The 25165-nt window shown below is 52.2% G+C and carries 17 protein-coding genes; 7 read left to right on the forward strand and 10 right to left on the reverse strand.

What is annotated here, in order from left to right; genetic code table 11:
• Positions 1-4710: a response regulator gene (locus tag EBA_RS09025; protein ID WP_192374418.1), complete on the reverse strand. Its 4710-nt coding sequence runs from the start codon at positions 4708-4710 to the stop codon at positions 1-3.
• Between the two features lie 527 nt (positions 4711-5237).
• Here EBA_RS09025 and EBA_RS09030 point away from each other — a divergent pair.
• Positions 5238-6785: an alpha-isopropylmalate synthase regulatory domain-containing protein gene (locus EBA_RS09030; protein ID WP_192374419.1), complete on the forward strand. Its 1548-nt coding sequence runs from the start codon at positions 5238-5240 to the stop codon at positions 6783-6785.
• Between the two features lie 191 nt (positions 6786-6976).
• Here the strand turns inward: EBA_RS09030 and EBA_RS09035 are convergent, their stop codons facing one another.
• Together EBA_RS09035 and EBA_RS09040 are read right to left on the reverse strand one after the other, a co-directional pair.
• Positions 6977-7372 carry a type II toxin-antitoxin system VapC family toxin gene (locus EBA_RS09035; RefSeq protein ID WP_192374420.1) on the reverse strand — a complete coding sequence of 132 codons (396 nt, stop codon included), beginning with the start codon at positions 7370-7372 and terminating at the stop codon, positions 6977-6979.
• The gene (locus EBA_RS09040; RefSeq protein WP_223146656.1) at positions 7369-7635 is read right to left on the reverse strand and encodes an AbrB/MazE/SpoVT family DNA-binding domain-containing protein; all 267 of its coding nucleotides are present in this window, start codon (positions 7633-7635) and stop codon (positions 7369-7371) included. Before EBA_RS09040 ends, EBA_RS09035 begins: the two co-directional genes overlap by 4 nt.
• Positions 7636-7867: 232 nt before the next feature.
• On the opposite strand from EBA_RS09040, the gene EBA_RS09045 reads away from it, so the two are divergent.
• The 3 genes from EBA_RS09045 (at position 7868) to EBA_RS09055 (ending at position 9053) form a co-directional block, all read left to right on the forward strand.
• The gene (locus tag EBA_RS09045; RefSeq protein WP_192374421.1) at positions 7868-8077 is read left to right on the forward strand and encodes a type II toxin-antitoxin system VapB family antitoxin; all 210 of its coding nucleotides are present in this window, start codon (positions 7868-7870) and stop codon (positions 8075-8077) included.
• On the forward strand, positions 8074-8322 hold the full coding sequence (locus EBA_RS09050) for a type II toxin-antitoxin system VapC family toxin (protein ID WP_192374422.1): 249 nt from the start codon (positions 8074-8076) through the stop codon (positions 8320-8322). Before EBA_RS09045 ends, EBA_RS09050 begins: the two co-directional genes overlap by 4 nt.
• A gap of 200 nt (positions 8323-8522) precedes the next feature.
• Entirely contained in the window at positions 8523-9053 is a 531-nt protein-coding gene (locus EBA_RS09055) for an REP-associated tyrosine transposase (protein WP_192374423.1), read from the forward strand.
• A gap of 361 nt (positions 9054-9414) precedes the next feature.
• On the opposite strand, the gene EBA_RS09060 is transcribed toward EBA_RS09055, so the two are convergent.
• Complete coding sequence (locus EBA_RS09060) at positions 9415-10290, reverse strand: glycerol kinase (RefSeq protein WP_192374424.1); 876 nt, start codon at positions 10288-10290, stop codon at positions 9415-9417.
• Between the two features lie 703 nt (positions 10291-10993).
• Here EBA_RS09060 and leuB point away from each other — a divergent pair.
• Positions 10994-12100, forward strand: a complete 1107-nt coding sequence (gene leuB / locus EBA_RS09065; RefSeq protein ID WP_192374425.1) for a 3-isopropylmalate dehydrogenase — start codon at positions 10994-10996, stop codon at positions 12098-12100.
• Positions 12101-12224: 124 nt separating this feature from the next.
• Here leuB and EBA_RS09070 read toward each other — a convergent pair whose 3' ends face one another.
• From EBA_RS09070 to EBA_RS09095, 6 genes are all read right to left on the reverse strand, one after another.
• Positions 12225-12863 carry a YchE family NAAT transporter gene (locus EBA_RS09070; RefSeq protein WP_192374426.1) on the reverse strand — a complete coding sequence of 213 codons (639 nt, stop codon included), beginning with the start codon at positions 12861-12863 and terminating at the stop codon, positions 12225-12227.
• Between the two features lie 344 nt (positions 12864-13207).
• Entirely contained in the window at positions 13208-15370 is a 2163-nt protein-coding gene (locus EBA_RS09075) for a CHASE2 domain-containing protein (RefSeq protein WP_192374427.1), read from the reverse strand.
• A 185-nt stretch (positions 15371-15555) separates the two neighbouring features.
• Positions 15556-16035, reverse strand: coding sequence for a hypothetical protein (locus EBA_RS09080; RefSeq protein WP_192374428.1), 480 nt, complete (start codon positions 16033-16035; stop codon positions 15556-15558).
• Positions 16036-16083: 48 nt separating this feature from the next.
• Positions 16084-19509, reverse strand: a complete 3426-nt coding sequence (locus EBA_RS09085; protein WP_192374429.1) for a FecR domain-containing protein — start codon at positions 19507-19509, stop codon at positions 16084-16086.
• 153 nt (positions 19510-19662) lie between these two features.
• A complete protein-coding gene (locus EBA_RS09090) occupies positions 19663-20328 on the reverse strand; it encodes a Crp/Fnr family transcriptional regulator (protein ID WP_192374430.1) in 666 nt (221 codons plus the stop codon).
• Positions 20329-20553: 225 nt separating this feature from the next.
• Positions 20554-23871, reverse strand: a complete 3318-nt coding sequence (locus EBA_RS09095; RefSeq protein WP_192374431.1) for a bifunctional diguanylate cyclase/phosphodiesterase — start codon at positions 23869-23871, stop codon at positions 20554-20556.
• Between the two features lie 802 nt (positions 23872-24673).
• Between EBA_RS09095 and EBA_RS09100 the strand changes: the two genes are divergently transcribed.
• Both EBA_RS09100 and EBA_RS09105 read left to right on the forward strand, forming a co-directional pair.
• Positions 24674-24859 (forward strand): hypothetical protein, encoded by a 186-nt coding sequence (locus EBA_RS09100; protein ID WP_192374432.1) that lies wholly within the window; start codon positions 24674-24676, stop codon positions 24857-24859.
• A gap of 29 nt (positions 24860-24888) precedes the next feature.
• Positions 24889-25164 (forward strand): hypothetical protein, encoded by a 276-nt coding sequence (locus tag EBA_RS09105; protein ID WP_192374433.1) that lies wholly within the window; start codon positions 24889-24891, stop codon positions 25162-25164.
• Position 25165 lies beyond the last annotated feature (1 nt).

Genomic DNA, 25165 nt, shown 5'->3' on the forward strand with positions numbered 1-25165 from the left:
CTAATTAAATGTTGATCTCGCTATCAGGCGTTGTTGTAACTCGCACAATAACGCAAGCGCTTGATCGATGTTGAACGCGTCTATTTCGGTGGCGATTATCTCCATGTCCGCTGCGAATTCGCTGTCGGTCATTCCTTGTCGTAACTCGGATAGCAAGGCATCGGCAGCGCCTAAATCGCTTTCCAGTGCCGCCAGTAGTTGGGTAATTTTAGCGCTTATAGTCTCGACCGCCAGTTGCTCGCCGGGAGCGGCTGGTGTAACAGCTAGCGGAGCTAGGCTATCGATGTCGCTTATTACCTGCCGCAATAACTGGCGAAGTTCTTGGAGGCCTTCCTCTGAGGGACGACGTTGCTGTTGTTTGAGCGAACTATCGATGGCGGCGACGGCCTGGTAAAGCCTATTGGCACCGATATTGCCGGCTACGCCTTTTAGGGAATGGCAATAAATTTCTGCCGGTGCAAGATTGTCCGCCTTTAACAAGCGCTCTAGTTCGTCGACTGCGGTGGCATAGTGCTCGCGAAAGCGCTTGAGTTGTTTACGATAGGCCATTTCCTTGCCGCCAATCCGGCGAATCCCTTCGGCTACTTGTAGGCTTTGCAGGCTCAGTAAATCGGGCGAGTAGGCTGGTTGTGTTGACTGGGAATAACGTCCAACCTCCGAAAAGTCACTAGTGGAGGCGGCCGGCAGCCATTTGGATAAACAGGAAAACAAACGTTCAGGTTCGACCGGTTTGGTGACATGGTCGTTCATGCCCGCCGCCTGGCTATCTTCGATATCGCTGGCCATCGCCAGCGCGGTCATGGCGATGATAGGCAAGCTGGCAAAACGTTCGCCGCCCGGTTGTTGGGCCAGCGCACGAATCTGCCGCGCCGCCTCCAGGCCATCCATCACCGGCATCTGGATGTCCATGAGTACGCAATCGTATTGCTGGCGCTGCACCATGGTCAATGCTTCCAGGCCATCCACCGCTTCATCCACCAGAATGTTCATGCTACGCAGCAGTTCGATGGCAAATTCGCGATTGATGGCATTATCTTCGACTAACAATACATGGCGGCCGATGAAATTGGGTGGCGTCACAGCAGTACTTTGTGGCTCCTGTTGTCTGCCCTGCACGTTACCGCGGCCCAATACCGAGAGAATGCTATCCAGAAGCGAGGAGGGCGAAACCGGTTTGATCAGAAAGCCGTCCACGCCGGCCTGATGCGCGAGTAGCATGACATCTTCGCGGCCGTAAGCGGTCACCATGATAATCTTGGGTTGTCGTGCAATATTGGGATTGGCGTGTATGCGTCGCGTCGCGTCGTCGCCATTCATGCCGGGCATGCGCCAGTCCATTAAAACCAGGTCGAACGGTTGCTCGGCGGCGTTTTCCAATAGACGAATCGCGTCTGCGCCATCGGCAGTGCTACTGACATCCAATTGAAAGAAACGCAGCATTTCCGCCAGGATTTCCCGCGAAACGTCGTTGTCGTCCACTACCAGCAGGCGGATGCCTTTCAGTAAGGGGCCGGTCTGCGCAAACAGCTCGCGGCGGCGGGCTTCGGCTTGTTGGGCGACTTGCAGCTGCACCGTGCAACAAATCGTGGTGCCTTGGCCCGGTTGCGAGTCTTCTATCCAGATCCGCCCGTCCATCAGTTCCACCAGATGTTTGCTAATCGCCAAACCCAGGCCGGTGCCGCCGAATTTCCGGGTCGTGGATTGGTCTGCTTGAGTAAATTTCTGGAATAAGCGCTCCTGCAATTCCCAATTCATGCCTATTCCGGTATCGCGTACCGAGATTTGCAAAGTAACCGCGCCATCCTTATTGCTTAGCAGCCTGAAAGCCAATTCCACTTCGCCGCGCTCGGTAAACTTAATGGCGTTGCCGCACAGGTTCAGCAGGATTTGTTTTAAACGCAGCGGGTCGCCGAGCAATGTGGAAGGGATGTTCACATCGTAGCGGATCAAAAACTCTACGCCTTTTTGTTCGGCTTGCATGCCTATGGCGTCGGTGAGTTGCTCGATCACTCGATCCAAGGCAAATTCGGCGGCTTCGAATGCCAGCTTGCCAGCCTCGATTTTGGAGAAATCCAGAATATCGTTAATGATGCCCAATAGTGAGTGGGCGGCGTTCTGGGCTTTAGTCAGATGGTTGTGGACCGTCGAGGGTAGCTCTTGCTTCAGGGCCAGATAGAGCATGCCCAAGATGGCATTCATTGGGGTGCGGATTTCGTGGCTCATGTTAGCCAAAAACTGACTTTTCGCCAGGGTGGCCGCTTCGGCGTCCTGGCGGGCTTGTTCCAGTTCCTGAGTGCGGGCCGCCACCAGATCTTCCAGGTGGTGGCGATACGAATCCAATTCGGCTTCCGCTTGTTTCAGTTCGCTAATGTCGGTTATTACCGCCACCCGGCAAGTTCGTTCGGAAAACTGAATGTCGTGGGAGCGGGAAATAATATCGATGACCGACCCGTCTTTACGGATATGCCGCCATTCGCCGGTATTGGCGTAACCTTGCAGGCCAACGATCAGTTGGGCTATCGCCTGTTTTTGTTCGTCGGGGTAAAGATCGGTCAACACTAAGGCCAGGGCTTCGTCTTGGCTGTAACCGTACAAGGCGGTAAATGCGTCGTTGATTGCGACAATTGCCAAGGTGCTGCGCTCGTAAATCAACATCGGCGCCGGGTTATGCGCGAACAGGTGGCGGAATTGTTGTTCGATCTGTTTGCGTTCGGTGATGTCCGACCAAATTAGCGATAAATGTTTGCGGCCCTGAATCTCGATGACTTGCAGGTTGACGTGGACGTCACGCAGGGAACCGTTTTTGTGCTTGCGCAAGCTGTCAAATTGCCCGGAGCCGGCTTGCATAAAGTTTTCGGTCATCTTGGCGACCGTAGCCGGCGCAAATTCGCCTTGAATATCGGTCAGGCGCAAGCCTGAAAACTCTTCGCGGCTGTAACCCAAGCTTTGGCAGGCGGCATCGTTGAATTCGATGAATTCCAAGCTTTCCGCATCGATCAGGGTGATGGCATCGGTGGCCTGCGAGACGATGGATGTAAAAATACGTTCGCGGTTTCCGGCTTTTTCTTCGGTTAAACGGCGATTTAAATAGCTGCCCAGCCGTTCCGCCACGGCATCGATCAGGATGCGTTCTTCGCTCAAAAACGGGCTTTCTTGTTGGACGGCCTGGGTGCGCAGATAGCCGACCGTGATGCCGCCGGTATCACCGTCGATTTGAAAGGACGCGCTCAGCAGATCGATAGCGTGATCGAAATCAGGGGTGGTATAGCATTGGTCTTGCCATTCCAGGCGGGCGGCAGTGAATTCCGGGTAAAACCAGCCGCCGGGTAATAGATCCACCACGGTTTGCAATACTTCGGACAACGGTTTTTGTATATCCTCGGTGACGCGAAACACGGCATGCAGACATTGTTGTTCTTTAATGCGCTCACTCAAAGCGATCTGAGTTTCGTGCAACTGGGTGATGTCACGGGCGACGCCCAGCACGCCGATCAATTTACCGTCATGGGCTTTTACCGGGGTTTTGATGGTTTCGTAGAGAGCAGTGCGATTACCGTCGGCATGGGTTACCCAATTGAGATTGCTAACCGATTGATCGGCGGCTATGGCTTTAGCGTCGTGCTCACGATAGGCCTTGGCCTGCGCTTCGCAGACGAAATCGAAATCGGTTTTACCGAGAATTTGCTGTTCTTTGTGACCGAAAATAGGTTCGAAGCTGGGATTGCACAACAGATAAACGCCGTTCGGATCTTTCAGCCATATTTTATCGGGCATGGCCTTCAACAAGGTACGCAATAGGTCTTCTTTCTCGGCCAAGGTTTCCAGCGCCTGTTGCCGTTCGGAAAAGTAGCACGCTAAAGCCATGCCCACTACCGATAGCACCACCATGAAAAACCAATAGTTGATCTCGTGGTTGTCGCCCAGAGTGGGATCGAATAGGCCGGAACGTTGCTGAACCAGACCGATCATGGCCTGTGTGGCGGTAATGACCAAAATGAAAGTGGTGGCGCGTTTGCCCAGTCGCACTGCCGCCCAGCTGACGAACAAAAATATCCAGTAACTTTTCGCGTAGCCGCCGATGCTGTCGTGAAACCAGTCCAGAAAAACCAGCTGACCGACTAAAATGTTCATCGCGATAATCGCCAGCGCTTCGCCGTATTGTTTGGCGTTGTCTAATTTGTAAGCGCTGTTAGCCCACACCAATATCAATGGTGCGACCAAGATTACGCCCAGCGTGTCGCCCATCCACCAATACAAAAGAGTGGAGCCTAGGGTGTTTGCCGTGATAACGCCGCTCAGCAGCAATGTCAACGTCCCTATCGCCGCGGTAAGCGAACATGCCATCACGCCGCCTAGACCAACCATCAGCAAGTAATCGCGCAGGGTGCGCAGCGTAGGGTCAAAGTCTGGTATGCGCCGTAGCAACCAAGCGCCCAAGCAAGCGCCTAAGGTGCTGCCTATGGATATTGCTGCCGCGCTTAACCAGGTTTTACCTTGCAGCAGATTAATGGCCAGGGCTCCCAACAGAATGGCCCAGACGTAATGGCGCCCGCCCAGCAAAATCGCCGATAAGGCCAGTCCGCTGGCGATAAAGAATACGCTGGCGCTACCGTCGGGCGCGAAATACAGCAACGCCAATCGGGCCGTCAGAGTATAAAGCCCCGCAACGGCTAACCATAGTAGCCAGGCCGGTGCTGTATTAATCCGCATAGATCCTCCTTTTTGCTGAGTATAGCCACTGCCGGATAGATTACGAATGTGCTTAAGGTTTATTCGCGGTGCAAGTTTTGGAATGCGCCTTGCTTGACATGAGTGGCGCTGGGGTCTAGCGGCCGATTAATGCGGCTAATACTATGTTCGCTCGCGAGATATGCAAAATCGCGAATAAGCTCGAACCTGTTTAAGGCTTATGGATTGTGGTGATTGGTGTCTCAAGCGACATGCAAAACGCTGGTGAGCAGGGAAAATGACACGCAAATTGCAAATCTATTGTCTTTTAAGGGAGAATGGCCTGTTATGCAGATGGTGATTGATTCTGTAACGGCTTCTACGCTCGCTCGCCATCCAGGGCGAACTGCAATGGCTACCTCAAATTCATGGGCGCTGGTTTCGGTTTGGCTAGGCAGGCAATGCGGGAAGCGCTATGCAGAAAATCCAAAACTAGAAAGCGCAATATGCTCGTGCATGCGCCCTTATTCAATAAAAATCAGACGTCACGTCGATCACAGTCAACAGGTATGCCCACAAATTCAAGACACATCCAGTTAATGGATACTACGCTGCGCGACGGCGAGCAAACTCAGGGCGTGGCGTTTACGCCTATGGAAAAAGTCAGCATCGCCAAGGCTTTGTTGCAGTTTTTGCGCGTCGACCGCATCGAAGTGGCTTCGGCGCGGGTTTCGGAAGGCGAGAAGGAAGCCGTCAGCCTGATCAATCAATGGGCCGGGCAGGAAGGCTTTGCCGAGCGCGTTGAAGTGCTGGGTTTTGTCGACCATACCCGCAGCGTGGATTGGATCAAATCCACCGGCGGCAAGGTAATTAACCTGCTGGCCAAAGGCAGTGAGAAACATTGCCGCGAACAACTCGGCAAAACCCTGGAGCAACATAGTGCCGATGTCTTGCAAACCATAGGTTACGCGCACGAGCAAGGCTTAAAGATCAATGTCTATCTGGAGGATTGGTCGAACGGCTACAAGGACAGCCGCGATTATGTCTATGGCTTGATGGAGCGTTTGCAACCTGCGCCAATCAGCCATTTCATGCTACCCGATACCTTGGGTGTGATGGCGCCGGAAGAGGTATACGCCAGTTTCAACGATATGTGCCAGCGCTATCCGACGTTGCAATTCGATTTCCATCCGCATAACGATTACGGCCTGGCTACCGCCAATGTGATGGCGGCGGTGCGGGCCGGTGTCAGCGCGGTACATTGCACCGTCAATTGCTTGGGCGAGCGAGCCGGTAACGCCTCCATCGCCGAAGTGGCGGTGGTGCTGCGCGATAAAATGGCTATGCAATTGTCTGTGGACGAGAGCCATTTGGTGCGCATCAGCGAAATGGTGGAAAACTTTTCCGGCAAGCGCGTTGCCGCCAATGCGCCTATCGTCGGTGCCGATGTATTCACGCAAACCGCCGGCATCCATGCCGATGGCGACCAGAAAGGCGGTTTGTATAAAACCAAGTTAGGGCCGGAGCGTTTTTCCCGTATCCGCAGTTATGCCTTGGGCAAAATGAGCGGCAAAGCCTCGTTGAAAAAAAATCTGGAACAGCTGGAGCTGGATCTGTCGGAAGAAGACCAGAAAAAAGTGCTGGCGCGTATTGTCAGCATCGGTGATTCCAAACAAACCATCACTACCGACGATTTGCCGTTTATCATCGCCGATGTACTGGAAAGCAAGAGCTATCAGCACATCAAATTATTGGCTTGCTCCATCAATAGCGGCCTGGACTTGCCATCCACCGTCAGCATCCGAGTCGATGTAAAAGGCGAGAAACATCAGACTACCGGTGCCGGCAGCGGCGGCTTCGATGCCTTTATCGATGCCATCGGCAAGGTGCTGCAGCATTACAATTACATCTTGCCGACCCTGGCCGATTATGAAATTCGCATTCCAAAAGGCGGCCACACCAGCGCGTTGACCGAATGCGTGATTACCTGGGATTGCGGCAACGAATTGCGTAAAACCAGGGGCGTGCATGTCAATCAGGTGTTTGCCGGGATTCTGGCGACCATAAAGTTGATCAACATCCAACTGCATGAAATGGCCAATAGTCTGCAAGCCTAGACTACCCGCCCGAACGCTATGGAGCAACGCCCGAAGCAAACGCCGTTGGCTGCTCCCAACCCAGCCATTGTTCAAGGGGAATACGCTTACTGTCGCGCTATAGCCGGAAACCAGCCACAAACTCAACTGCGCCGGCAGATTATCGTTCCCACGCGGGGCGCGGGAACGATGAAAACTGAGCTTAACGGAATTTACACGTCCCAAATCCGCACATCCGGCGCAATACCTGCGTCGCGCGCGGACTTGCAAAAATCGCGGTCGAAGGTATGCATCACAGCCTTATCGCAAGCCGCCAGATGCAAGGCATTGGCGAAATCGGCGCCTTGCGAATACCATTCCAGCGCATGGCTGACGGCTTCCGCATCCTCGACCACCGTATTGTCAATTTCCAATAACGCGAAGAAAAAAGCGCTAAGTTGCTCGCGAATTTTCTTATAGCGAGCCCGCAGCACCCATTCGGTTTCCAATAAAACCGTGCGAGATATAAAGATGCTGCCACTGTCAATCAATTGCCGAACCACCGCCACCTGTTCGGGATGATCGTCCACCAATGCCCGCACCAGCAGGTTGGTATCAAAAGCAATCATGAGGCATCCAAACTGTCTTCTTCATTGAGATCTACCGGCTGGCATAATGCCGTGGTGGATAAAGGTTGCCCGTCATGCTTGAGCATACCGATCAAATCCGCCAAATTACGGCCGGATTTCTTTGGCACCGCTTTCAGCGTAACGCCGGAGGCATTGGCAATCAGCGTGAGTTCGGTACCGGCTTCCCAATGCAATTCATCGCGAATTTCCTTGGGGATAACAACCTGACCCTTGCTGGACAAGGTAATAGTCGTGGTAGACACAGACATCTCCTTTAGGTAAGACAAAAAGTAAGCCGGATTATCCGCTGGCGATGGCTTGTTGACAAGTTTAGTGTTGGTTTTTAGCCCCGTAGCCAGCGGCTATAAAAGGTGCTGGTGACCTTGGAAGCCGTGCAAATCGCGAACGATACCCAAACGGTGCACGCTGCTTATCGTATCCCATGAGCTAATTTTTGATACAGTACATCATCAAAATTGATGCCTGGAAAACACGATGAGAACCACTGTAACCATAGACGATGCGTTGTACCAAAAGGCCCTGGACATGGCTGATCCGGACATGGATAAGACCGAAATCTTCCGGGAAGCGATGAAAACCTTCGTGCGGATTCAGGCCGCTAAACGCTTGGCCGCCTTAGGCGGAACCATGCCGGAGATGGCGGATATTCCCCGAGATCGCCGACAAACCGAACCATTTGCATGATATTGGTCGATACCTCGGTTTGGGTTAGCCATTTCAAAAATCGTAACGAAGACTTGGTGCGTTTGCTCCTTTCCGATTTGGCGTTGATTCACCCGCTGATCATTGCAGAATTGGCCTGTGGCACGCCGCCCGCGCCGAGAACTCAAACCCTGAACAACCTCCACCAGTTAAGGTATTGCAATCAAGCCGGTTTGCAGGAATCAAAAGACTTTATCGCGTACATTCGTCCGATTACGTTTCACTAATCGGACCTACGGACCTACGGCCCTGAGCGCTTTGGTGTGGCTTATCAAGCTTCGCCGACTACGAATTGATTTACATGTTCCGTGCGGTTCGTTACCTCACTGCACGCTACGAGCTGATGGCTGCGTGATTCATCGTTCCCACGCTCCGCGTGGGAATGCAGCCCCGGACGCTCGGGCGTCTTTATGAATCAAGGTAAAGCGTGGGAAGAAGCCGTTATCTCATCACCGAAGCCGACAAACCCCATTTCATGACCTGCACCGTCCTGGAATGGCTGGCCGTGTTTACCCGCCCGGAAACCGTGCAAATCGTCCTCGATAGTTGGCAATACCAACGCCAACACACAGATTTAAAACTCTATGGCTACGTGATTTTGGAAAACCATCTGCACTTTATCGCCCAGGCCCCGGAACTCGACAAATGCGTTGCCAGCTTCAAAGCTTATACCGCCCGCCGGATCATCGACCACCTCCAGCAGCAAAAAGCCGAGCGCCTGCTGCAACGCCTGCATTTTGCCAAAGCCGCACATAAACGGGATCGCGAATACCAGTTCTGGCAAGAGGGCGTACATGCCGAAATGATTTTGAACGAAGTGATGATGCGGCAGAAGCTGGACTACATCCACGCTAACCCGGTCAAGCGCGGTTATGTCAACTTACCGCAGCATTGGCGTTATTCCAGTGCCGCCAACTATCAAGGCTTGGCGGGGTTGATGGAGATCGATGTTTGGTGATGGACGCTGGAGCGTCCGAGGCTGCGTTCCCACGCGGAGCGTGGGAACGATGAAAAAGCTACTATTGATGAGCTTCTCCTGAATTCTAATCGCCTAAGAGACCTTCGTAAGCCAACACTTGAAAAACTTAATGACCAGCTGAGGGATATGGTACGGGCAGGATATACACCTCAAAACGCCCGAATGCGGTTAGCAAAGGCAATGCTTAAAAAAAATATTGATGGAGATTGGCCAGCATTTTTTTCAGCAATCCGTGATTATCTGGGGAATGCGGCAGAGCAACAGCTAAATGACATTGAATATAACGGATGAAAAAAATCATCTCTGCATTTAGTTACAATTAGCAACTCACAATGTCTGATCAATACGCCTGCACCCCAAACTTCAACAACAACCGCGGCAAAATATCGTCCAGATTCAACACGTCTTTATCGGTCAATTCAATCAAATTGAAATTGTACTTCTGGTAAATGGCGAGTTTTTCCTGTTTTCGGGCCTGGTATTTGGCGTCGTTTTCGTAACCCCAGAACTCGATATAAACTTTGCCGGTGGGGATGTAGAAATCGCAGTACATTTCTTCTTCGATAGGCAATTTGCGTTCGTAGGCGTGAACGATTTCCGCCATGTACAGCCAGTTGTCGATCAGCATTTCCGCCTTGGAGCGGACGAAGTGGCCGTCGGTGGTGCGGTGGGTGGCTTCGAATTTGTGGCGGAAGCTATCCATCTTGTCGGTATCGGTTTTGGGCTTATCGACGCCTTTGATATTGTCGATGTTGTCTTTCAGCGCGCGGTTGCGGGTGATTTTTTCCGGCCAGCGCACGTAGGGAATGCCGGAACGACTGTCTTCGCCTTGTTCGGCGCCCATTGCTAGCCCTTGTTCGGTGACCAGCCAGCCTTTCAAGCCTTTTTTGATCCAGCCTAGTTCTGATAAGATATAGTTCATTTTGTTGGCGGGGAGTTCGAACTGCTGCCCCAGCACGGTGGCAGTCAACAGTTTCGGCGCGTCCGGTTTGCTTGGTGCGTTAGGTAGCTGAAAATCTTCCGGCCAGGCGACGTATTGGCCGTATTTACCGGTCAAATAGACGCCGCCGGCAGCCGTGCCGGCATCGGTCAATTGCCATTTGTCGTCGTGTTTTTCGATCAAACCCAAAGTGCTCAATTGCCCGAACATTTGCTCCTGGGACACGCTGCGTAGTTTAGCGAGTTGAGTCGTGGATAGGCGTTTTTCTTCATTCATCAGAACAGCTCTCACGTTAAGTCGAGCGAAGTGTAGCTTATCGTCCCAATAATGCGGTTTTGCCCGGATTGCCTTTTCATAGTTTCCATGCCGGAGTGTGGGGGCAATAAAGACGGATACGTTCGCTGCGGCAAATAAGCCGGCTGCTGATTATGTTTTTGCCACTGATTTACTTATTTACTCGGCCGTTGAACAAATTTTCTCCAACGGCCAAGCTTTTTTCTCGGTCATTGGACAAAATAACTCCAACGTTTCAGCTCAGAACTCGAGCGATGTAGTTCTGCGGGAGAATGATCAAGAAAAAAGCTCGGACGTTTTAGTTTGGAGCTGCAGCGTTTTAGAAAATTTCTCGATCATCCGAGCTCGGAGCTTGATTGATGGAGAAGTTTTCTTGATCGTTCGAGTCCGGAGCTCGGCCGTTCCGGAAAATTTCTAAAACGTTGCAGCTCTGAGCTCGAACGTTGGAGAAAATTACTCGGTTTCCCGGCATATGTGACTTATGCAACCCGCTCGAAACGATTTTGCTTCAGGGTAAATCAGGTAAAACGGCTATAAATCCCATTCCATTCAGGTTTTACCTATGTTTATCCGGAAAGCGGTTTTTCGGGGGGAAGCATCGCAACCAATCTGATAAAATCCGCGGTTTAGTTATCGATTAAACATTCCCGATTTATCGCTTTAACCACTGAGCTATCACCATCCCATGAAAAATTATAAAATCGCAATATTGGCCGGCGACGGCATCGGCCCTGAAATTACCGCGGAAGCCGTTAAGGTTCTGAAAGTGATCGAAGAACGTAACGACGTGAGCTTCGAGTTGCTGCCGGCTGCCTTCGGCGCCTGTGCGTATTTCGAATCCGGCTCGGCGTTTCCGCACCAAACCAAAGCCATTTGCGACGAGGCCGATGCTATTTTGAAAGGCCCGATCGGCTTGAGCCACGAAGATTCCAAACGCATTCCTATCGACGAGCAACCTGAGCGGGGCGCTTTATTACCGCTACGCCGCCGTTACAACACCTACGCCAACTTCCGCCCGGTGTCTTTGCCAAAATCGCTGGCGCATTTCTCGCCTTTAAAGCCGGAAATCATCGGCGAAGGTATTGATTTGATGATCGTCCGCGAACTGGTCGGTGGCCTGTATTTCGGCGAAAAAGAAATGGGCGTCAACGATGCCGGTTTGCGTTATGTGCGCGAAACGCTGGAATATGACGAATCGCAGATTCACCAAATTATGCAGCAAGCCTTCAAACTGGCGAGCAAGCGCCGGAAATTGCTGCACAACATTCATAAAAGCAATGTGCTGAAGTCCAGCGTGTTGTGGAATGAGGTGATGGAAGAAGTCGCCAAAGAATATCCCGAGGTGCAAGTCGTCAACATGCTGGTCGACGCCGCCGCCACTGCGCTGTGCCTGAAACCGACCCAGTTCGACGTGATGGTGATGGAAAATATGTTCGGCGACATTTTGAGCGACCAAGGCGGCGGCATCTTGGGTTCCCTGGGCTTGATGCCTTCGGCCTGCATCGGCCCGGATAAAGCCTATTACGAACCCTCACACGGTTCGGCACCGGACATCGCCGGCAAAAACATCGCCAACCCTTATTCGATGATCGGTTCGGTGGCGATGATGTTGGAAAACAGCTTTGATATGGAAGCGGAAGCGAAAAACGTCTGGGCGGCGATGCAAGGCGTATTTGCCGATGGCTACTCCACCGCCGATTTGTCCAAGCCCGGCAGCGGCGTGACCATGATCAGCACCGTTGAATTTGGCGACAAAGTGGTCGAGAAGCTGCGACAAATGCCTAAGGTATAGGCCTGATTAGGTTAACGGGCATAGTGTCACTATGCCCGTTAACGTCTTGAGATGCTAAGAACTACTTGCTTGTCTTGCCCAATCAAGCGGGGCCGTTAATTAATCCCGGATTTGTCCGTTTAACCTAAGCGTTGGTTGCCAGAATCGGGAACAAACCGATCATGCCTTTGGCAATAAATTCCACGGCTATTGATGCCAGCAATAAGCCCATTACCCGCGTCACCACGTTCATACCGGTTTGCCCCATCATGTCGGCAATCTTGGGTGCGGACAGCAGAGCAGCCAATACCAGCAGCGAGACGGTTAAAATCGCCGCGATGAACAACAGATAGTGCGCCATAGACAAGTCGTTGTGGGCATAAACAATGGTGGTACTGATCGCTCCCGGCCCGCTGAGTAAGGGGATTGCCAATGGCACTACGGCAACCGACTCTTTTTCATAGGATTCGGCGCGTTCTTCCGGAGTGTGGCGGGAGCGGTCATCGCTGGCGCGTAACATGGATATGCCCATCAACAGCACTAAGATGCCGCCCGCCACCCGAAACGCCGATAGGCTGATGCCGAAATAGCGCAAGATATGTTCGCCGGCAATTAAGGAAATCAATAACACCATGGCTACCGCAAAAGCGGCAATCGCGGCGGTGCGTTGTCTATCCGCGGGCCTTTTATGTGCGGTCAACGCCAGAAAGACAGGGATGGCGCCTATGGGATTGACGACGGCAATCAAGCCCGCCAGCAATTGAATATATTCGTTCCAGTTCATTTTTCGTCCATCGCTTATCGTCGCTGCAGCATACCGTTAATTTTACGGAATTCTGCTGTGATCTCGCCAAATAGTCGGGCAGTGTAGTTTTCCTTGCCGGTTTGGCGGCATATTGGCTGACAGAAATAGCGGCTCCTCGATAGGTCGTTTAATTCTACTTTGTCAGATTACTCGAACTACATCTCTAAGTCCGTCGTTTCGGCAGGGATTGCCGAAATCCAGGCGCCAGGGACGGATCGAAGCTTACCATCCATGGCACTGGATACCCGCATCCCAGCGGGTATGACGAACCTTTTTTGTAATCTGACAAAGTAGAATTAAGCAATCGCTAAAAAATAAGGGACTTACTTGCTGTCTAATACGACGATCCCGTCCCATTCCAGCGGCGGCATTTCGCGATATGCCAGGGCTTTTTGCAAATAAAAACAGCTGGGACCATCGTTGGTATCGAGATCGAGCGCCGCTTGAAACAGGCGGGCGGCCTCTGTCCACAGGCCTTGCTGGAATGCGGCCAGTCCATCGGTAAATAGACCGTGCACCGCGTTCGGTTGGCCATCGCTGCCTTGTTTGAGTCCGACGATTTCCACCAGCTTCACTGGCTCCGCACGGCCCACTACGCGAAAACTACCCACTGGCCGAGATACGATGTCGTCCAGATCAGTGGCTATGCTTTGCGATGCCAGTATCCGCGTGCCTAGGTACTTATTGACGCCTTGAATCCGCGCGGCGATGTTGACCGTATCGCCGATGGCCCGGTAGTGGCTGGATGTGCCGGCATCCAGGCTGCCCAGCGTTAGCTCGCCTTCGTGCAAGCCGATGCGGGTGGCGAGTGGTGTCAGACTGGAGGATAGGTTGAATGAGGCTACCGCAGTGGCCATTTCCAGTGCAGCCAAGCAGGCGGCACTGCGTTGGCTGGCTGCCGGCGCATCGAACCAGACCGCCATCATCGCGTCGCCGGTGACGTCGGCGATCACACCGTCGTGCGACACCACCGGATGCCCCAACACCTGATAGTAAGTATTCAATAATGCCCACATTTCCCTAGGCGAGTGTTGGGCGGCGATGGTGGTGTAGCCTTCGATGTCGGTGGCCAGGCATAAACCGCTGACATCTCTTTCCGTGCCGGCGGCTGCGCCATTAGCACCTTCCGTCCATTGTCCCGGCGCGGCCGGCAACATACCGACCCATTGCGGAAACACCCGGCGCACGAACGCCAGCATCCGGCCGCGTTCGCGCACTAAATCATAGCGCGACCAAGCCAAACTCAACAGCCAGGAAAGCGGCAATTGAATTAATAGCGGCCCGGCGACCGGTAGCCACCAGTGGCGTTGGCTAAACAAGTAAATAGTCGAACCCGCGTAAGCCAAGGCAAGGGCCAAGCTGATGGCAACGCCGGGCCAACCGACGAAACGGACTAGCACAATGGCGATGAGCAGACCATATACGCTAGCGACTATCCAGCCCGGCGCTGGACTCTCGATAAAGCGATCTTCAAGTAAGTTGCCGAATTGCGTGGCCATAATTTCCACACCGGCCATTTTGCCGGTGCGTGAGTCCGAATAAGGGGTTTGGAAAAAGTCGGATTTACCCGGCGAAAACTGGCGATTGGCGCGGCCGACGAAAACGACTTTGCCTTGTAAATCGCCTACTTTGCCTTCATAGACGTCGGCGTAAGATTCCATCCTCAGCGTGCGCGGCGGGCCGTAATAATTCAGGTAGCGGCTGTCGCCTTGGCAGATCAATTGCTTGGTGGGCTTGTCCAGTTTAGATGCGTTTGCACACGCCCGGCGCTGCTCGGTCAACCAAGCCGACAAGGGTTGGTTGACCGGATTATCGCTGCTTGCCGGTTGGTAATAAAACCAGGCCAAAACCGGCAGGCTGGGGGCTTCGGCGAGGGCATCGTAAAAAGTCCAGGACTCGCGGATGCTGGCGTTTTCCGAGTCGTTGACAAGATAAAACGGCGCACTATCCAATGCCGCCTGAGCAATCGCCGGCGTTGGCGATAGTTTGCGCATCACCACCAACTGCTCGGATAAGCTTGTCGCTGGTTTGCCTTCGCGTGTAATGGCAGGCATTTTATTGCGGTCCGAACATTCTTCCCGCCCGTAAAAGTCCTCGACACCCCGGCGAAATTTTTGCACACATTCATTGATCAATACTTTGCCGGCTGCGCGCATGGCATTTGCTAGCGCAGGGTCAACGCTGGGATTCGCGGCGATAAATTGCAGATCGAACACGATCAAACGCGCGCCTTGGCGGTGCAATTGGTCAAGCAACTTTGCATGAAACTCGCGCCAGCGGGTCAAGTCTTGGCTCACGCCCAAGCGAGTCTCGGACGCTTCGTCCATCGCGACAATTACCACCTGATCGGGAATTGTTTGCGGGCCGCGGATTTTGAATAAGGTGTCCAAACCTAGTCTGCTTTCCGTATCGAAAGCTAAATCTACCAGTGTACTTAGAATAAAACCCAGAACGGTAATGACGACTATGCGAAACGGACGGGCCATAAGGAGTTTGCCAGTCGTGGATAGGCTTAAAAGTGATTTTGAATTTGGTGGACCGCAAAGGCGAGTCCACCAATAATAACTAAGCAAATTGCCATATTGGTTTATTAAACTATATTGCCCTTAATATAGAAAATATCTTGATTCCTCCAGTATTTTGATTTGCAATCATTAAATGACAATTGTCATTACTCTAGTGCAGCATCTATTTGTTCTTGTGTGTAGCAGAATTCGTATTGCTCTCCGTTTAAGAAAAACGTATTGCAGTATGAACCTTCGAATACGGCTTTTACTGAGACAAAGAATTTTGCTTTTATTTCTTTATTGTTTTTTACGATTACGCCATCTATAGGTTTATCAATTTTTAACGCATTTAATACGGCTTCGTCGACATTGGCTATGCGTGTATCGCATGTTTGGTCACCGGCTTTATCGGTTTTAGGTTGGATGCATGGTTTGACTTCTTTGCCCGTTACAGAATCGACTACGACGAATTGATTAGTTTTAAAATTAATACCTTCCGCCAGTATTGCGTTTTGTTTCAGGAGTGAAGGCACCGACGGATTTTGTTTTACCGGTTTTGGCGGAGTGCTGGTTTCTGTTTTTTTATCGCACGCAATGATTAAAGTACTCATCATAAGGATGGTAGCCGCTTGCATTTTTTTCATTATATTTCTCCTGTTTTTAAAAAAGCCTGATCGAAAATAGTCGTCAAATTAATAAAATAAACTCAGTTTGACGAATAATTGCCGCTCAGGGATAAAAGGGCTAAGTTGGGGGCCGCTGGCGTCGAATACGCTTTGGTAAAAAAAGGTATTGTCGAATAAGTTACGGCCTTCCAGGGCTAGAGTGCCCAGTCTATTGGGTAGACGATAACCTAGCAAGGCATCGAAAACCCAGAAGCTCGAGCTGTCGCCTGTAAAAACCGGGGATGTGCGAGGAAAGCCGGTTAAAGACCTGACCGATGTGACATGCTGATCTACAAAAGTACCGGAAAATTTGGCAAACATCCCTGAGTTGTGAAACAGGTTAATAGACAGCGGGACCTGATGTGAGGCGACACTGCGCGGGTTCGACGAGTCCAAGCTATTTACGACAAACTCCCGTTTGAATTTTTCGAAGCGATATTCGCTTTTCAAGGTTAACCAATCGCTAGGCGACCAATAAAGGTAAGCCATGTGGGTTGCTTCGCTCCGGCTAAATTGCGAGGAAATGTTATTGATAGACTGCTGACTGTCACGCCAGATAATTTCCCCGCCCATAAATAAACTATTCGTGGGTTTGTAATCAATACCTGATGCATATTGCCATGCCGCAGCGCCATTATTCTCGTCGTAAAATTGATTGAAACCAGCTACTTGTGTGGGTTCTATGGTTTGATTGTTGGTTAGTGGCCTTTTGATGGTACGGAATGCGGCGCTGCGTAAGGTCAAGTTTTGCGTGGGATTCCATATAATCCCAAACTTGGGATTTAATTGATATTTCTTGAATGTACCAGCTTCATAAGAGTCGTAGCTCAAACCTAATGTGGTATTTAAGTTAGGTAAGAATTTATATTTTAAATAACTGTAGACATTGAAATATTCAGTTTGACGTTCACCAATATTTGAGAAAGTAAGGCTACTTTGAACAGTAAACGGCGAAAGTCGGCGACGCGTTAAGCTGCTTAATAGTGTATCGTCATCGGCATTAATATAACCGGCACCACTGGTTACATCGAATTTTTCAGCATTGAATATATATTGCAACTCGCTTTGATAGCTTTTGACTTCTGATTCATTATAGGTAAATTGGTTTAAGGGAACAGGACCAGTACGGCTGAGGGCATCGAATTGTGCAAGGTCATTGATACTGTTCTTGCGGGTGGTATAAAAAGAAGAAAACAGTAAGTCTTGGCTGTTGTCGATTCGGTAATGTCCGCCAACTCGCACAGTATCTTGTTCTATTGCTTGTCGCTGGTTTAACGCTTGCGTGCCATTCAACCGAAAAGGCGTATCCCCACTCCGTACGTCCTCGGTCTTCAATTCAACCTGCACATTCAAATCCTGGGTAATAGCATACTGAGCAAACGCATTGTAAATGTCTTGTTTGTAGTCGTCGTTTTGCCGAAAGCCGTCGGTTTGATAATGAAATTGCCCAAAACTCATCGAGAGTTTATCGTAGACGCCGGAAACGATAGCGTTGTCGGTGAGGGTGTTGCGGCTGCCGTAGGCACCGTTCAATACCATGTGCGCACCGTTGCCGGTGTAAAGGGAATCGTATTCGTTGACCGACAAACTGCCCGGCCCGGTGCTGTTTAGTATGCCAATATTCTCGCCGGTCAGTTGCGGTTGTACCGGTGTAATATTGATCGGTTGCAGCAATTGGGCCTGCAACAACTCGCTGGCGCGGGCGACGCGGTAGCGCGGTTGACCGATGTAAGCATCGGATAAAAAGCGGTGCGCGGAGGGATCGGTAGCGTCGTGGCCCAGAGACTTCCAGGCTTCCTTCAACGCTACCCGGCCAAAGCCCAGGTCGTTATAGATACGTGCCAAGTTGGCGGTGCGCGCGGCGGCGTCTTCGTCCAACAGCAGTTTGGAGCGGTATACGCCGCGGTTGTCGTTCAGCTCTATAGCTTGTTGCATGTCACGCAACGCTTCGACCGGGCGATTCAAGGATTGCTTGCGTAGTGCATCGTAAAAATAAGGCGTTGGGTCTTTCGGGTCGTGTTGCTTTGCCAAGTCGAATTGATCGCCGGCCAACGCGGGGCGCTTTTCTTCGTAATAGGCTTTGCCCAGATAGCTGCGTAGCAATGAATTATTCGGGTCCAGAATGGCGGCGATTTCCAGGTCGCGGCGGCCGGCTTCCAAGTCGCCGCTGCGGATTTTCGTTAAACCCAAGCCCAGGCGTGGTAGCGGCGCAGTAGAATCCAGCCGGACGGCCGATTCGAAATGCTGCAGGGCTAGGGCGGTATCCACTCGAAACAAATGCGAAAAGCCCTGTACGGTTTGCGTTCTTTCCAAATTCGGATCGAGCATAAAGGCTTTAGTCGCCGATTGTGCGCTTTCTTCGCGTAAGCCCAGCGCCAATTGCAGCTCGGACAGCCGTGCCCAATGCATCGCATCGTTAGCTGCTAGCTGGCTGGCACGCTGCGCCGCTGCCAAGGCTTTTTCCAGTTCGAATCCGGCTTGTTGGCTGTAGGATAGTGCTGAGTAAGCAGTCGCCGATTGGGGATTTGCGCTCACTGCACGCTCGGCCAGATTCAGTGCGTCGACTTTGCGGTTTTGGGTCAGTGCCAGAATACTCTCTAGCGCTAAAGCCTCCGCGTCATTTGCATTGCCGGAGAGTAGGGCTTGAATATCCTGCATCGCCAGTTGGCTTTGCCCGGCTGTCAGCCTGATTGCTGCACGGATTTTCAAAAACTCCGGCGACTGTTCAGCTAGTGGCGTCCGCTCTAAACTGCTTAGCGCCAAATCGACCCGGCCTTGCCGATAATTCTGAATCGCGGCACGCAGAGCCGGTGCTATTGGCGCGTCCGGCTCGGCATAGGCTGATAGCGGGGGGTAATACAAGGCCCAATTCACCGCATCGGCGGGCTTAAGATCGATTTGCGCGCGCGGAGCCTGGCCCAGCAAGGTTTGTCCTGCTTCGCCGGCCTTCAGGTGAATGTCGCCGTAGGTGTTGAAAAAGCGCACCGCGCCTTCGTAAACCCATAACTCGGCGCTGGCATCATCGGCGCGTAACGCAAATTCGGTGCCTTCCGGGCCGGCGTTGGCGATGGGGGTAGTGATTTGTAGCTGTTTGGGCGTGCGGCTGATGAAATGTACAAAGCCCTTCAGCAAATCGACCAAGGTGGGTTGGCTGGGGGCGATGCCGTTCAAGGTTAGTACGGTGCCTTCGGCTAGACGGAGGGTGATACCGTTTGGTAGTAGCAAGGAGGCACGGCTGTATGCTTCTATCCTAACCCGACTGCCTTCGCAGAGTGTTTGCTCCAGTTGCGCCGGTTGCCATTGCCCTTTGGCGCCAGCGTCGTAAAACAAGCTACCTTGCAGCGAAACCAGTTTGGCGGCGTTTTCCACGCTACAACCTGTCGCAGTTGCATCGGTTTCCGCCAAACACATTGGCGTAAATAAAACCATGAAGCAAATCACAAGGTGACGCATTTTATCTCCGGTAAGTAATTTTTCCCGGATGATAAAGTCTGAATCCCTAACTGAGCAAGGTAATATTTAACTTTGACTAAGAAATTTTTGTTTTTGTCAATTGGCCTAATGTACGCCGGCGATAGCGCATCGGCGCAAATCGCCTGATTTAGCTCACCACGCGGCCGGCGGGGTGTTCTCGATTCTGAGGAGTTTTTCTTCCACGCTGATATAGCCGCCTTTGGTCAATTCCTTCATGACCTTGTTAATCATTTCCCGAGACGAACCTACCATTGTCGCCAGCTCTTGCTGAGTCGGGCGGTTATGAATCACATAGACATCGCCGTCTTTTTCCGCCATGTCTTGCAGCACCTTAATGGTACGTTCATAAACATTCGATAGGGCCATTTGTTTGACTTTCTCGGTCAAAAAGCGGACTTTTTCAGACAATACTTTCAGTAAGGCAATCGCGGCATCCGGGTGTAGTTTCAACCATTGGATAAAATCAGCTTTGGCGATCACCGCACAAACGGTCTTTTCCTGGGCCTCCACGGCGGCGGAGCGGGGTTCGTCGCTTAGCAAGGCCAATTCGCCGAAATACGAGCCGGCTTCCTGAATCAACAAGGTTACTTCTTTGTCTTTGTCGTTACTGCCGAAAACCCTGACCTTGCCGGACAAGATGATGTAGAGCGAACTGGTCTGGTCACCTTCGGCGATGATCATCGCCTTTTTCGGGAATTTAATGACCTTGGCTCTTGCTGCCAAAGCGTCCAAAGCCTCCTCTGGCAGATCGGCGAGAAAGGGAATGTTGCTCAGACTGGCGATGACTTCTGCTTGCATAATGAGGCTATAACTGCTTGGTTTAGTGGAGTGCCGCTTTCGACAACGGTCTGGTTTGTATGAGACGCTTAGCATACTAAGTTTGCCTCGTGGTAGTGAAGTATTTCACAGATTGCCGGCCAATTAAATCACAGACACACCAGTTTTGTGGTGAAAGAGGGAATAGAACTCAGTGAAGTGGCAGGCGTCAACTTTGCAAAAGCCATCCCGCCAAGCGCCTGCCGTTTATACCAAGCGTTTGCCAGTGCGCAGCAAGGCCTCGAATGCCGATGCCGGTAATGGTTTGCTGAAGTAATAGCCTTGTATCTCATCGCAGTGGTGTTCGCGCAGAAATTGACAGTGTGGTTCGGTTTCCACGCCTTCGGCGATCACCTTGAACTCCAGGTTGTGCGCCAGTGCAATCACCGCCAGTACAATAGTGGCGTCTTCCGGGTCGGTGAGCATGTCGCGGACGAAGGATTGATCAATTTTCAGGGTATCTACGCGAAATCGTTTCAAATAGCTGAGGCTGGAATAGCCGGTACCGAAATCGTCGATAGACAGCTTCACGCCGGCACTCCGGAGCTGGGTAAAAGTGGCGATGACCTTCTCGACATCCTGAGCGATCAAACTCTCGGTCAGTTCCAGTTCCAGTTGAGAGGCCGGCAGGCCGGTGTCTTGGAGCGTATTCATCACCCAACTGATCACATCCTGCTGTAGAAACTGGCGCGCGGATATGTTCACCGCCACACAGACCGGCGGCAAACCGGCGTCTGTCCAGGCTTTTGCCTGAGCGCAAGCCGCGCGCAACACCCAATCGCCTATGGGTACGATAAGCCCGGAGTCTTCGGCGATTGGAATGAACTGGGCGGGAGACACCACACCCATCTCGGGATGTTGCCAGCGCAATAAGGCTTCGCAGCCGGAAATTTGCCCGTTTTTCAGGTTGACCTTGGGTTGGTAGACCAACTGAAACTGCCCCGCCGCCAACGCTTCCCGCAAGCGTGTTTCTATATTGACACGGCGCAGGGTTTCCTCGCTCATCTCGCGGGTGAAGAATTGACAGGTGTTACGGCCTAGGTCTTTGGCGCGGTACATCGCCACGTCAGCGTTGTCGATCAGTGCCTCGGCGGTTTCGCCGTCCTGCGGAAAAACGCTGACGCCAACACTGACGGACAAATGGATATTACGCCCCTGAACCAGGAGTGGACAATCAAGATGCTGGACAACTTTTTGGGCGAGGAAATAGGCATCGCTATCTTTGTTTAGATCAGTCAGCAAAATTAGAAACTCGTCACCGCCCAGGCGAGACACGGTATCCCCGTCCCTGATCAGACTGCCTAGCCGTTCGGCGGCTACCTTCAACACCGCGTCGCCGAATGGATGGCCGTAGCCATCGTTGACTACCTTGAAGCGATCCAGATCCAGATATAACAGTGCCAGCTGGCTACCGGCGCGACGCGCATGGGCAATGGCTTGGGCAATGCGGTCCTGGATCAGGTCGCGGTTAGGCAGGCCGGTCAGGCCGTCGTAGGTGGCAAGATAGCGAATCTGTAGTTCGGCCTGTTTGCGCGCGGTGATGTCCTGGATGGCGCCTATCATCCGCACGCCGCGCCCCGTGTCGTCACAGAGTAATTGGCCTCGATCAAACAAGTCTGCATAGCTGCCGTCCTTTCTCCGAAAACGGTATTCCTCGGACCAGTTGTTCGCGCTGCCGGCTACTGTGGCTTGAAGGTGTGCTACCACGCGGTCGCGGTCGTCGGGGTGAATGCGGCGAGCCCAGAAGTCGAATGAAGGCAAAATCTCGTCAGCGGTGTAGCCGAACACAATTTGAAAGTTCTCGCTCCACCAGATTTCGTTGCTGGCGAAGTCCCAGTCCCACACGACATCGCCTGTCGCGCGGGTTGCGGCGTGGAAGCGGGCCAAGCTTTCCCGCAACGCGGCATCCGCGCGTTTTCGTTCCGAGATGTCGTTTAGAAACAACGTACGGACTTCCAAGCCATTGCGTCTAAAAGCCGCTACCCGCAATTCCGCGTCGAACACGCCTTGGGCGCCTAGAAATTGAAACGCGCCGGAATCCGTGGTGCTCAGAATCTCCGCCCAATCAGCGCGGCCGTCGGGCGCGAACACGGCATCGGTGATGTTCTTACCAAGAATGTATTCACGCGCCAGGCCAAACAAACGTTCAGCGGCCGCGTTCCATTCTATAACGGTAAGCTGGTGATCCAGGCTAAAGATTGCGGTGTGAGTGGAGTCGAAAATAGCGCCTTTTAAGGCCAGCGAAGCGGCTTGCTGTTCCTTAGCTTCCAACAGTTGTTTAACGGCCACAGCCATGTGGTCGAGTGCTTCACCCAGAATTTGGGTTTCCCGGAATTCGTTTGTGGCGAAAGTGGCGGCCGCCGGGGCTTCCAGCTCGGTATGGCCGATGCCGGCAACTCGGCGTTCCAGCACCGCCAGCGGTTTGCCGAAGCGCCTGGCCATGCGCATCGAGACCAGCACCAGTCCCGCGGTAATTGCCACACCCATGCCGCCCACCTGAATTAACTGGCGGCGCAGCATGTCCTCTATATACGACACTTTTCGCGAGGTTATGACCAACCAAGACATGCCGCCTTTCAGCGGCATGCGCCGGGCGGCAACCCAGCGTTGCTCGCCTTCCAATACCATACGGTCTAGGAATAATTCGCCGACGAAATTCAGCAAAGGGTTCAACTCGGCAGGCAAGGGCAGTGGTGCCCGGCCTACTTGCAGCGGATCGCCGATTAGACGTGGAGCGGCTCCCAGCTCTAGGATCTGAAACCGGGAGTGATATTCCGTACCTATAGCACGTAGAAAGCTATTCAGTGCTGGGATGTCGAAGTCGGCATCCAGAACGCCGATCAAGCGACCGCCGGCATCTTTGAGCGCTTTGCCGTAGCTGAAGCCCCACAAGGGCTCATTGCCGGTGAAAGGAGCCGCCCAGCGGTAAGCCGGAACCCAGGTGTCGCCGCTCGGACTGCGCAAAGCGGCTTCGTAGAACGCGTCGCTGCGGGGATCGTAGTATTGGTTGTAAAGCTGTTGATGAAGCACGAATCCCTGCTCGGTCAATATGAACTTTCGCGCCAGCGGGCCTTCCGTGCGGTTGCCCGGGAATAGCCAAAGTAAAATCTCGCCATTTGCAGTGCGTTCCAACGCGCCGTATTCGCCTGAAGCCGCCAAGGAGATGCCCAAGTAACTTAATTCCGGGCGCTGTTCAAACGCAGCCAGTGAATATTGCAGTGTCGATTGTAAAGTGGCGCCCGTTACTTCCGGCGACAGTGCAGCACGTTCAGCGGATTCGGCTGTCATCTCAGCCGCTCGAATCAAGGTCTGCAGGCGTTCGGTCGCGCGGTCCAAAGTTTCTTTCACTTCGCGCCGGGTGGTTTCCTCGGTGCTGGTGACGCTTTGCCACGTCATTCCAATTAAAAGCGCCAGACCAAGCAACATCACCAAACCCACGATATTGGAAATTAAAACGCGGGTAAATGAGGGAGCAACTGCCTCGGATAACATTGTTTGTTCGGCAGGTGAAGGCGTGTCTTTCATGGTTGTTTGGTCAATGGCTATAGCTATAAAGTGATCTTGTTAGGGTATTTCGGGCAGTATGCTGTACAGCATTTAAATAAGCAAAAGCGGCATTTAATGTCGCTCTAAACGATATTGTGTTTTGACGGTATCACCATCTTTACGGTCCAAGCGGTCCGGCTAATGTGGTTGGGATTAAGCCAGGGCCGCCGGTTTTCTCTGCTAGCCGCCGCCGATCAGTTTGCCTAAACCTGCTTGGCTTACGCGGCAAAGCCGGAATCGTGTCGACTTTGGGCAATTGCCTAAGCGGCTTCTCCCGACCAATTTGGCTATGAAAAGCTACCAGTTTCAATAAATATCGTCATTTATAGAAAAGAAATTGCCATTCAAATCGGCCCTATTTATCCCTGGTGCCTCGTTCGGGCTGAGCTCGTCGAAATCTGAGATGGTTGGTCATTAAATAGACTCAATACCCTCAAAGGCATTAAGGCGAACAGTACCTAAGGGCCGTGCTCATAATTGTAGATGCTGAAGACGATCTTTAAATTTAGCCGGCGAAAAAGTTTCGCAATATATACATCCAGCCTAGTACAGCGTTTAGGGTAGCCGCAATAGCCGCACGAATACCCGGCAAATGAAAAACTACCCCGATTCGCAGTGGAATTTGTCACAGCTTACCGGGGTGGCGAACGCCTAAAGTATCAATACCCGCTCAAGTTCACAAACCGGTAGACGGGGATGCGGCTGGCAAGCAGTTTTGTCGGTATCGCAGGCGTTGGGCCGGCGGTGTGCCGGACTCGTAACTTTATTAAGGAGAAAGACAATGTCTGAAAAATCCAAATTCGATCAAGACCTGAAAGTCTTGCCAGCAGAGTATTTAAATCGGGTGTCCGGCGGCTTGATTGGTCCGGATCAAGATTTAAGTCAATTTCCGCGCAAATTTTGGCCGGTCATCAATCCCGGCGCGTTCAACGTCAAAACTGTTGTAGCCAATCTCGTCGTGAGATAAGGCTTTTTAACTTATTTAGGAGAACTGTTATGTCACACAAAACCAATCGAATCTCATCTGACCAATTATCAGCTTTTGCCGCCCAAGGTATCGAACGTGCTCTGCAAGCGCGTGAGGCTGCCGGCGTCGAATTAGACCAGGACCAATTAGATCAAATCAGCGGTGGCTTAAGCACTCTGCTAAGCAGAGGCATTATCGCCGGCGGCCCCTGGTTCGATCAGTTGAAGGGATTTAACAATGTCATTACCAACCCAGGCGCCGGTGGCCTGACTGGCGGCATTCAAGGAGCAACCCTGCTGGGTTGAT

This window comes from Methylomonas albis, from assembly GCF_014850955.1.
GTDB lineage: Bacteria > Pseudomonadota > Gammaproteobacteria > Methylococcales > Methylomonadaceae > Methylomonas > Methylomonas albis.

Excerpts from the sequence above, each read along its gene's own strand:
- EBA_RS09095 (WP_192374431.1), bottom strand. The coding sequence starts at position 23,871 with ATGAAAGACACGCCTTCACCTGCCGAACAAACAATGTTATCCGAGGCA.
- EBA_RS09070 (WP_192374426.1), bottom strand. The coding sequence starts at position 12,863 with ATGAACTGGAACGAATATATTCAATTGCTGGCGGGCTTGATTGCCGTC.
- EBA_RS09035 (WP_192374420.1), bottom strand. The coding sequence starts at position 7,372 with ATGATTGCTTTTGATACCAACCTGCTGGTGCGGGCATTGGTGGACGAT.
- EBA_RS09030 (WP_192374419.1), top strand. The coding sequence starts at position 5,238 with ATGCCCACAAATTCAAGACACATCCAGTTAATGGATACTACGCTGCGC.
- EBA_RS09100 (WP_192374432.1), top strand. The coding sequence starts at position 24,674 with ATGTCTGAAAAATCCAAATTCGATCAAGACCTGAAAGTCTTGCCAGCA.
- EBA_RS09025 (WP_192374418.1), bottom strand. The coding sequence starts at position 4,710 with ATGCGGATTAATACAGCACCGGCCTGGCTACTATGGTTAGCCGTTGCG.
- EBA_RS09105 (WP_192374433.1), top strand. The coding sequence starts at position 24,889 with ATGTCACACAAAACCAATCGAATCTCATCTGACCAATTATCAGCTTTT.
- EBA_RS09060 (WP_192374424.1), bottom strand. The coding sequence starts at position 10,290 with ATGAATGAAGAAAAACGCCTATCCACGACTCAACTCGCTAAACTACGC.
- EBA_RS09085 (WP_192374429.1), bottom strand. The coding sequence starts at position 19,509 with ATGCGTCACCTTGTGATTTGCTTCATGGTTTTATTTACGCCAATGTGT.
- leuB (WP_192374425.1), top strand. The coding sequence starts at position 10,994 with ATGAAAAATTATAAAATCGCAATATTGGCCGGCGACGGCATCGGCCCT.
- EBA_RS09090 (WP_192374430.1), bottom strand. The coding sequence starts at position 20,328 with ATGCAAGCAGAAGTCATCGCCAGTCTGAGCAACATTCCCTTTCTCGCC.
- EBA_RS09045 (WP_192374421.1), top strand. The coding sequence starts at position 7,868 with ATGAGAACCACTGTAACCATAGACGATGCGTTGTACCAAAAGGCCCTG.
- EBA_RS09050 (WP_192374422.1), top strand. The coding sequence starts at position 8,074 with ATGATATTGGTCGATACCTCGGTTTGGGTTAGCCATTTCAAAAATCGT.
- EBA_RS09080 (WP_192374428.1), bottom strand. The coding sequence starts at position 16,035 with ATGAAAAAAATGCAAGCGGCTACCATCCTTATGATGAGTACTTTAATC.
- EBA_RS09075 (WP_192374427.1), bottom strand. The coding sequence starts at position 15,370 with ATGGCCCGTCCGTTTCGCATAGTCGTCATTACCGTTCTGGGTTTTATT.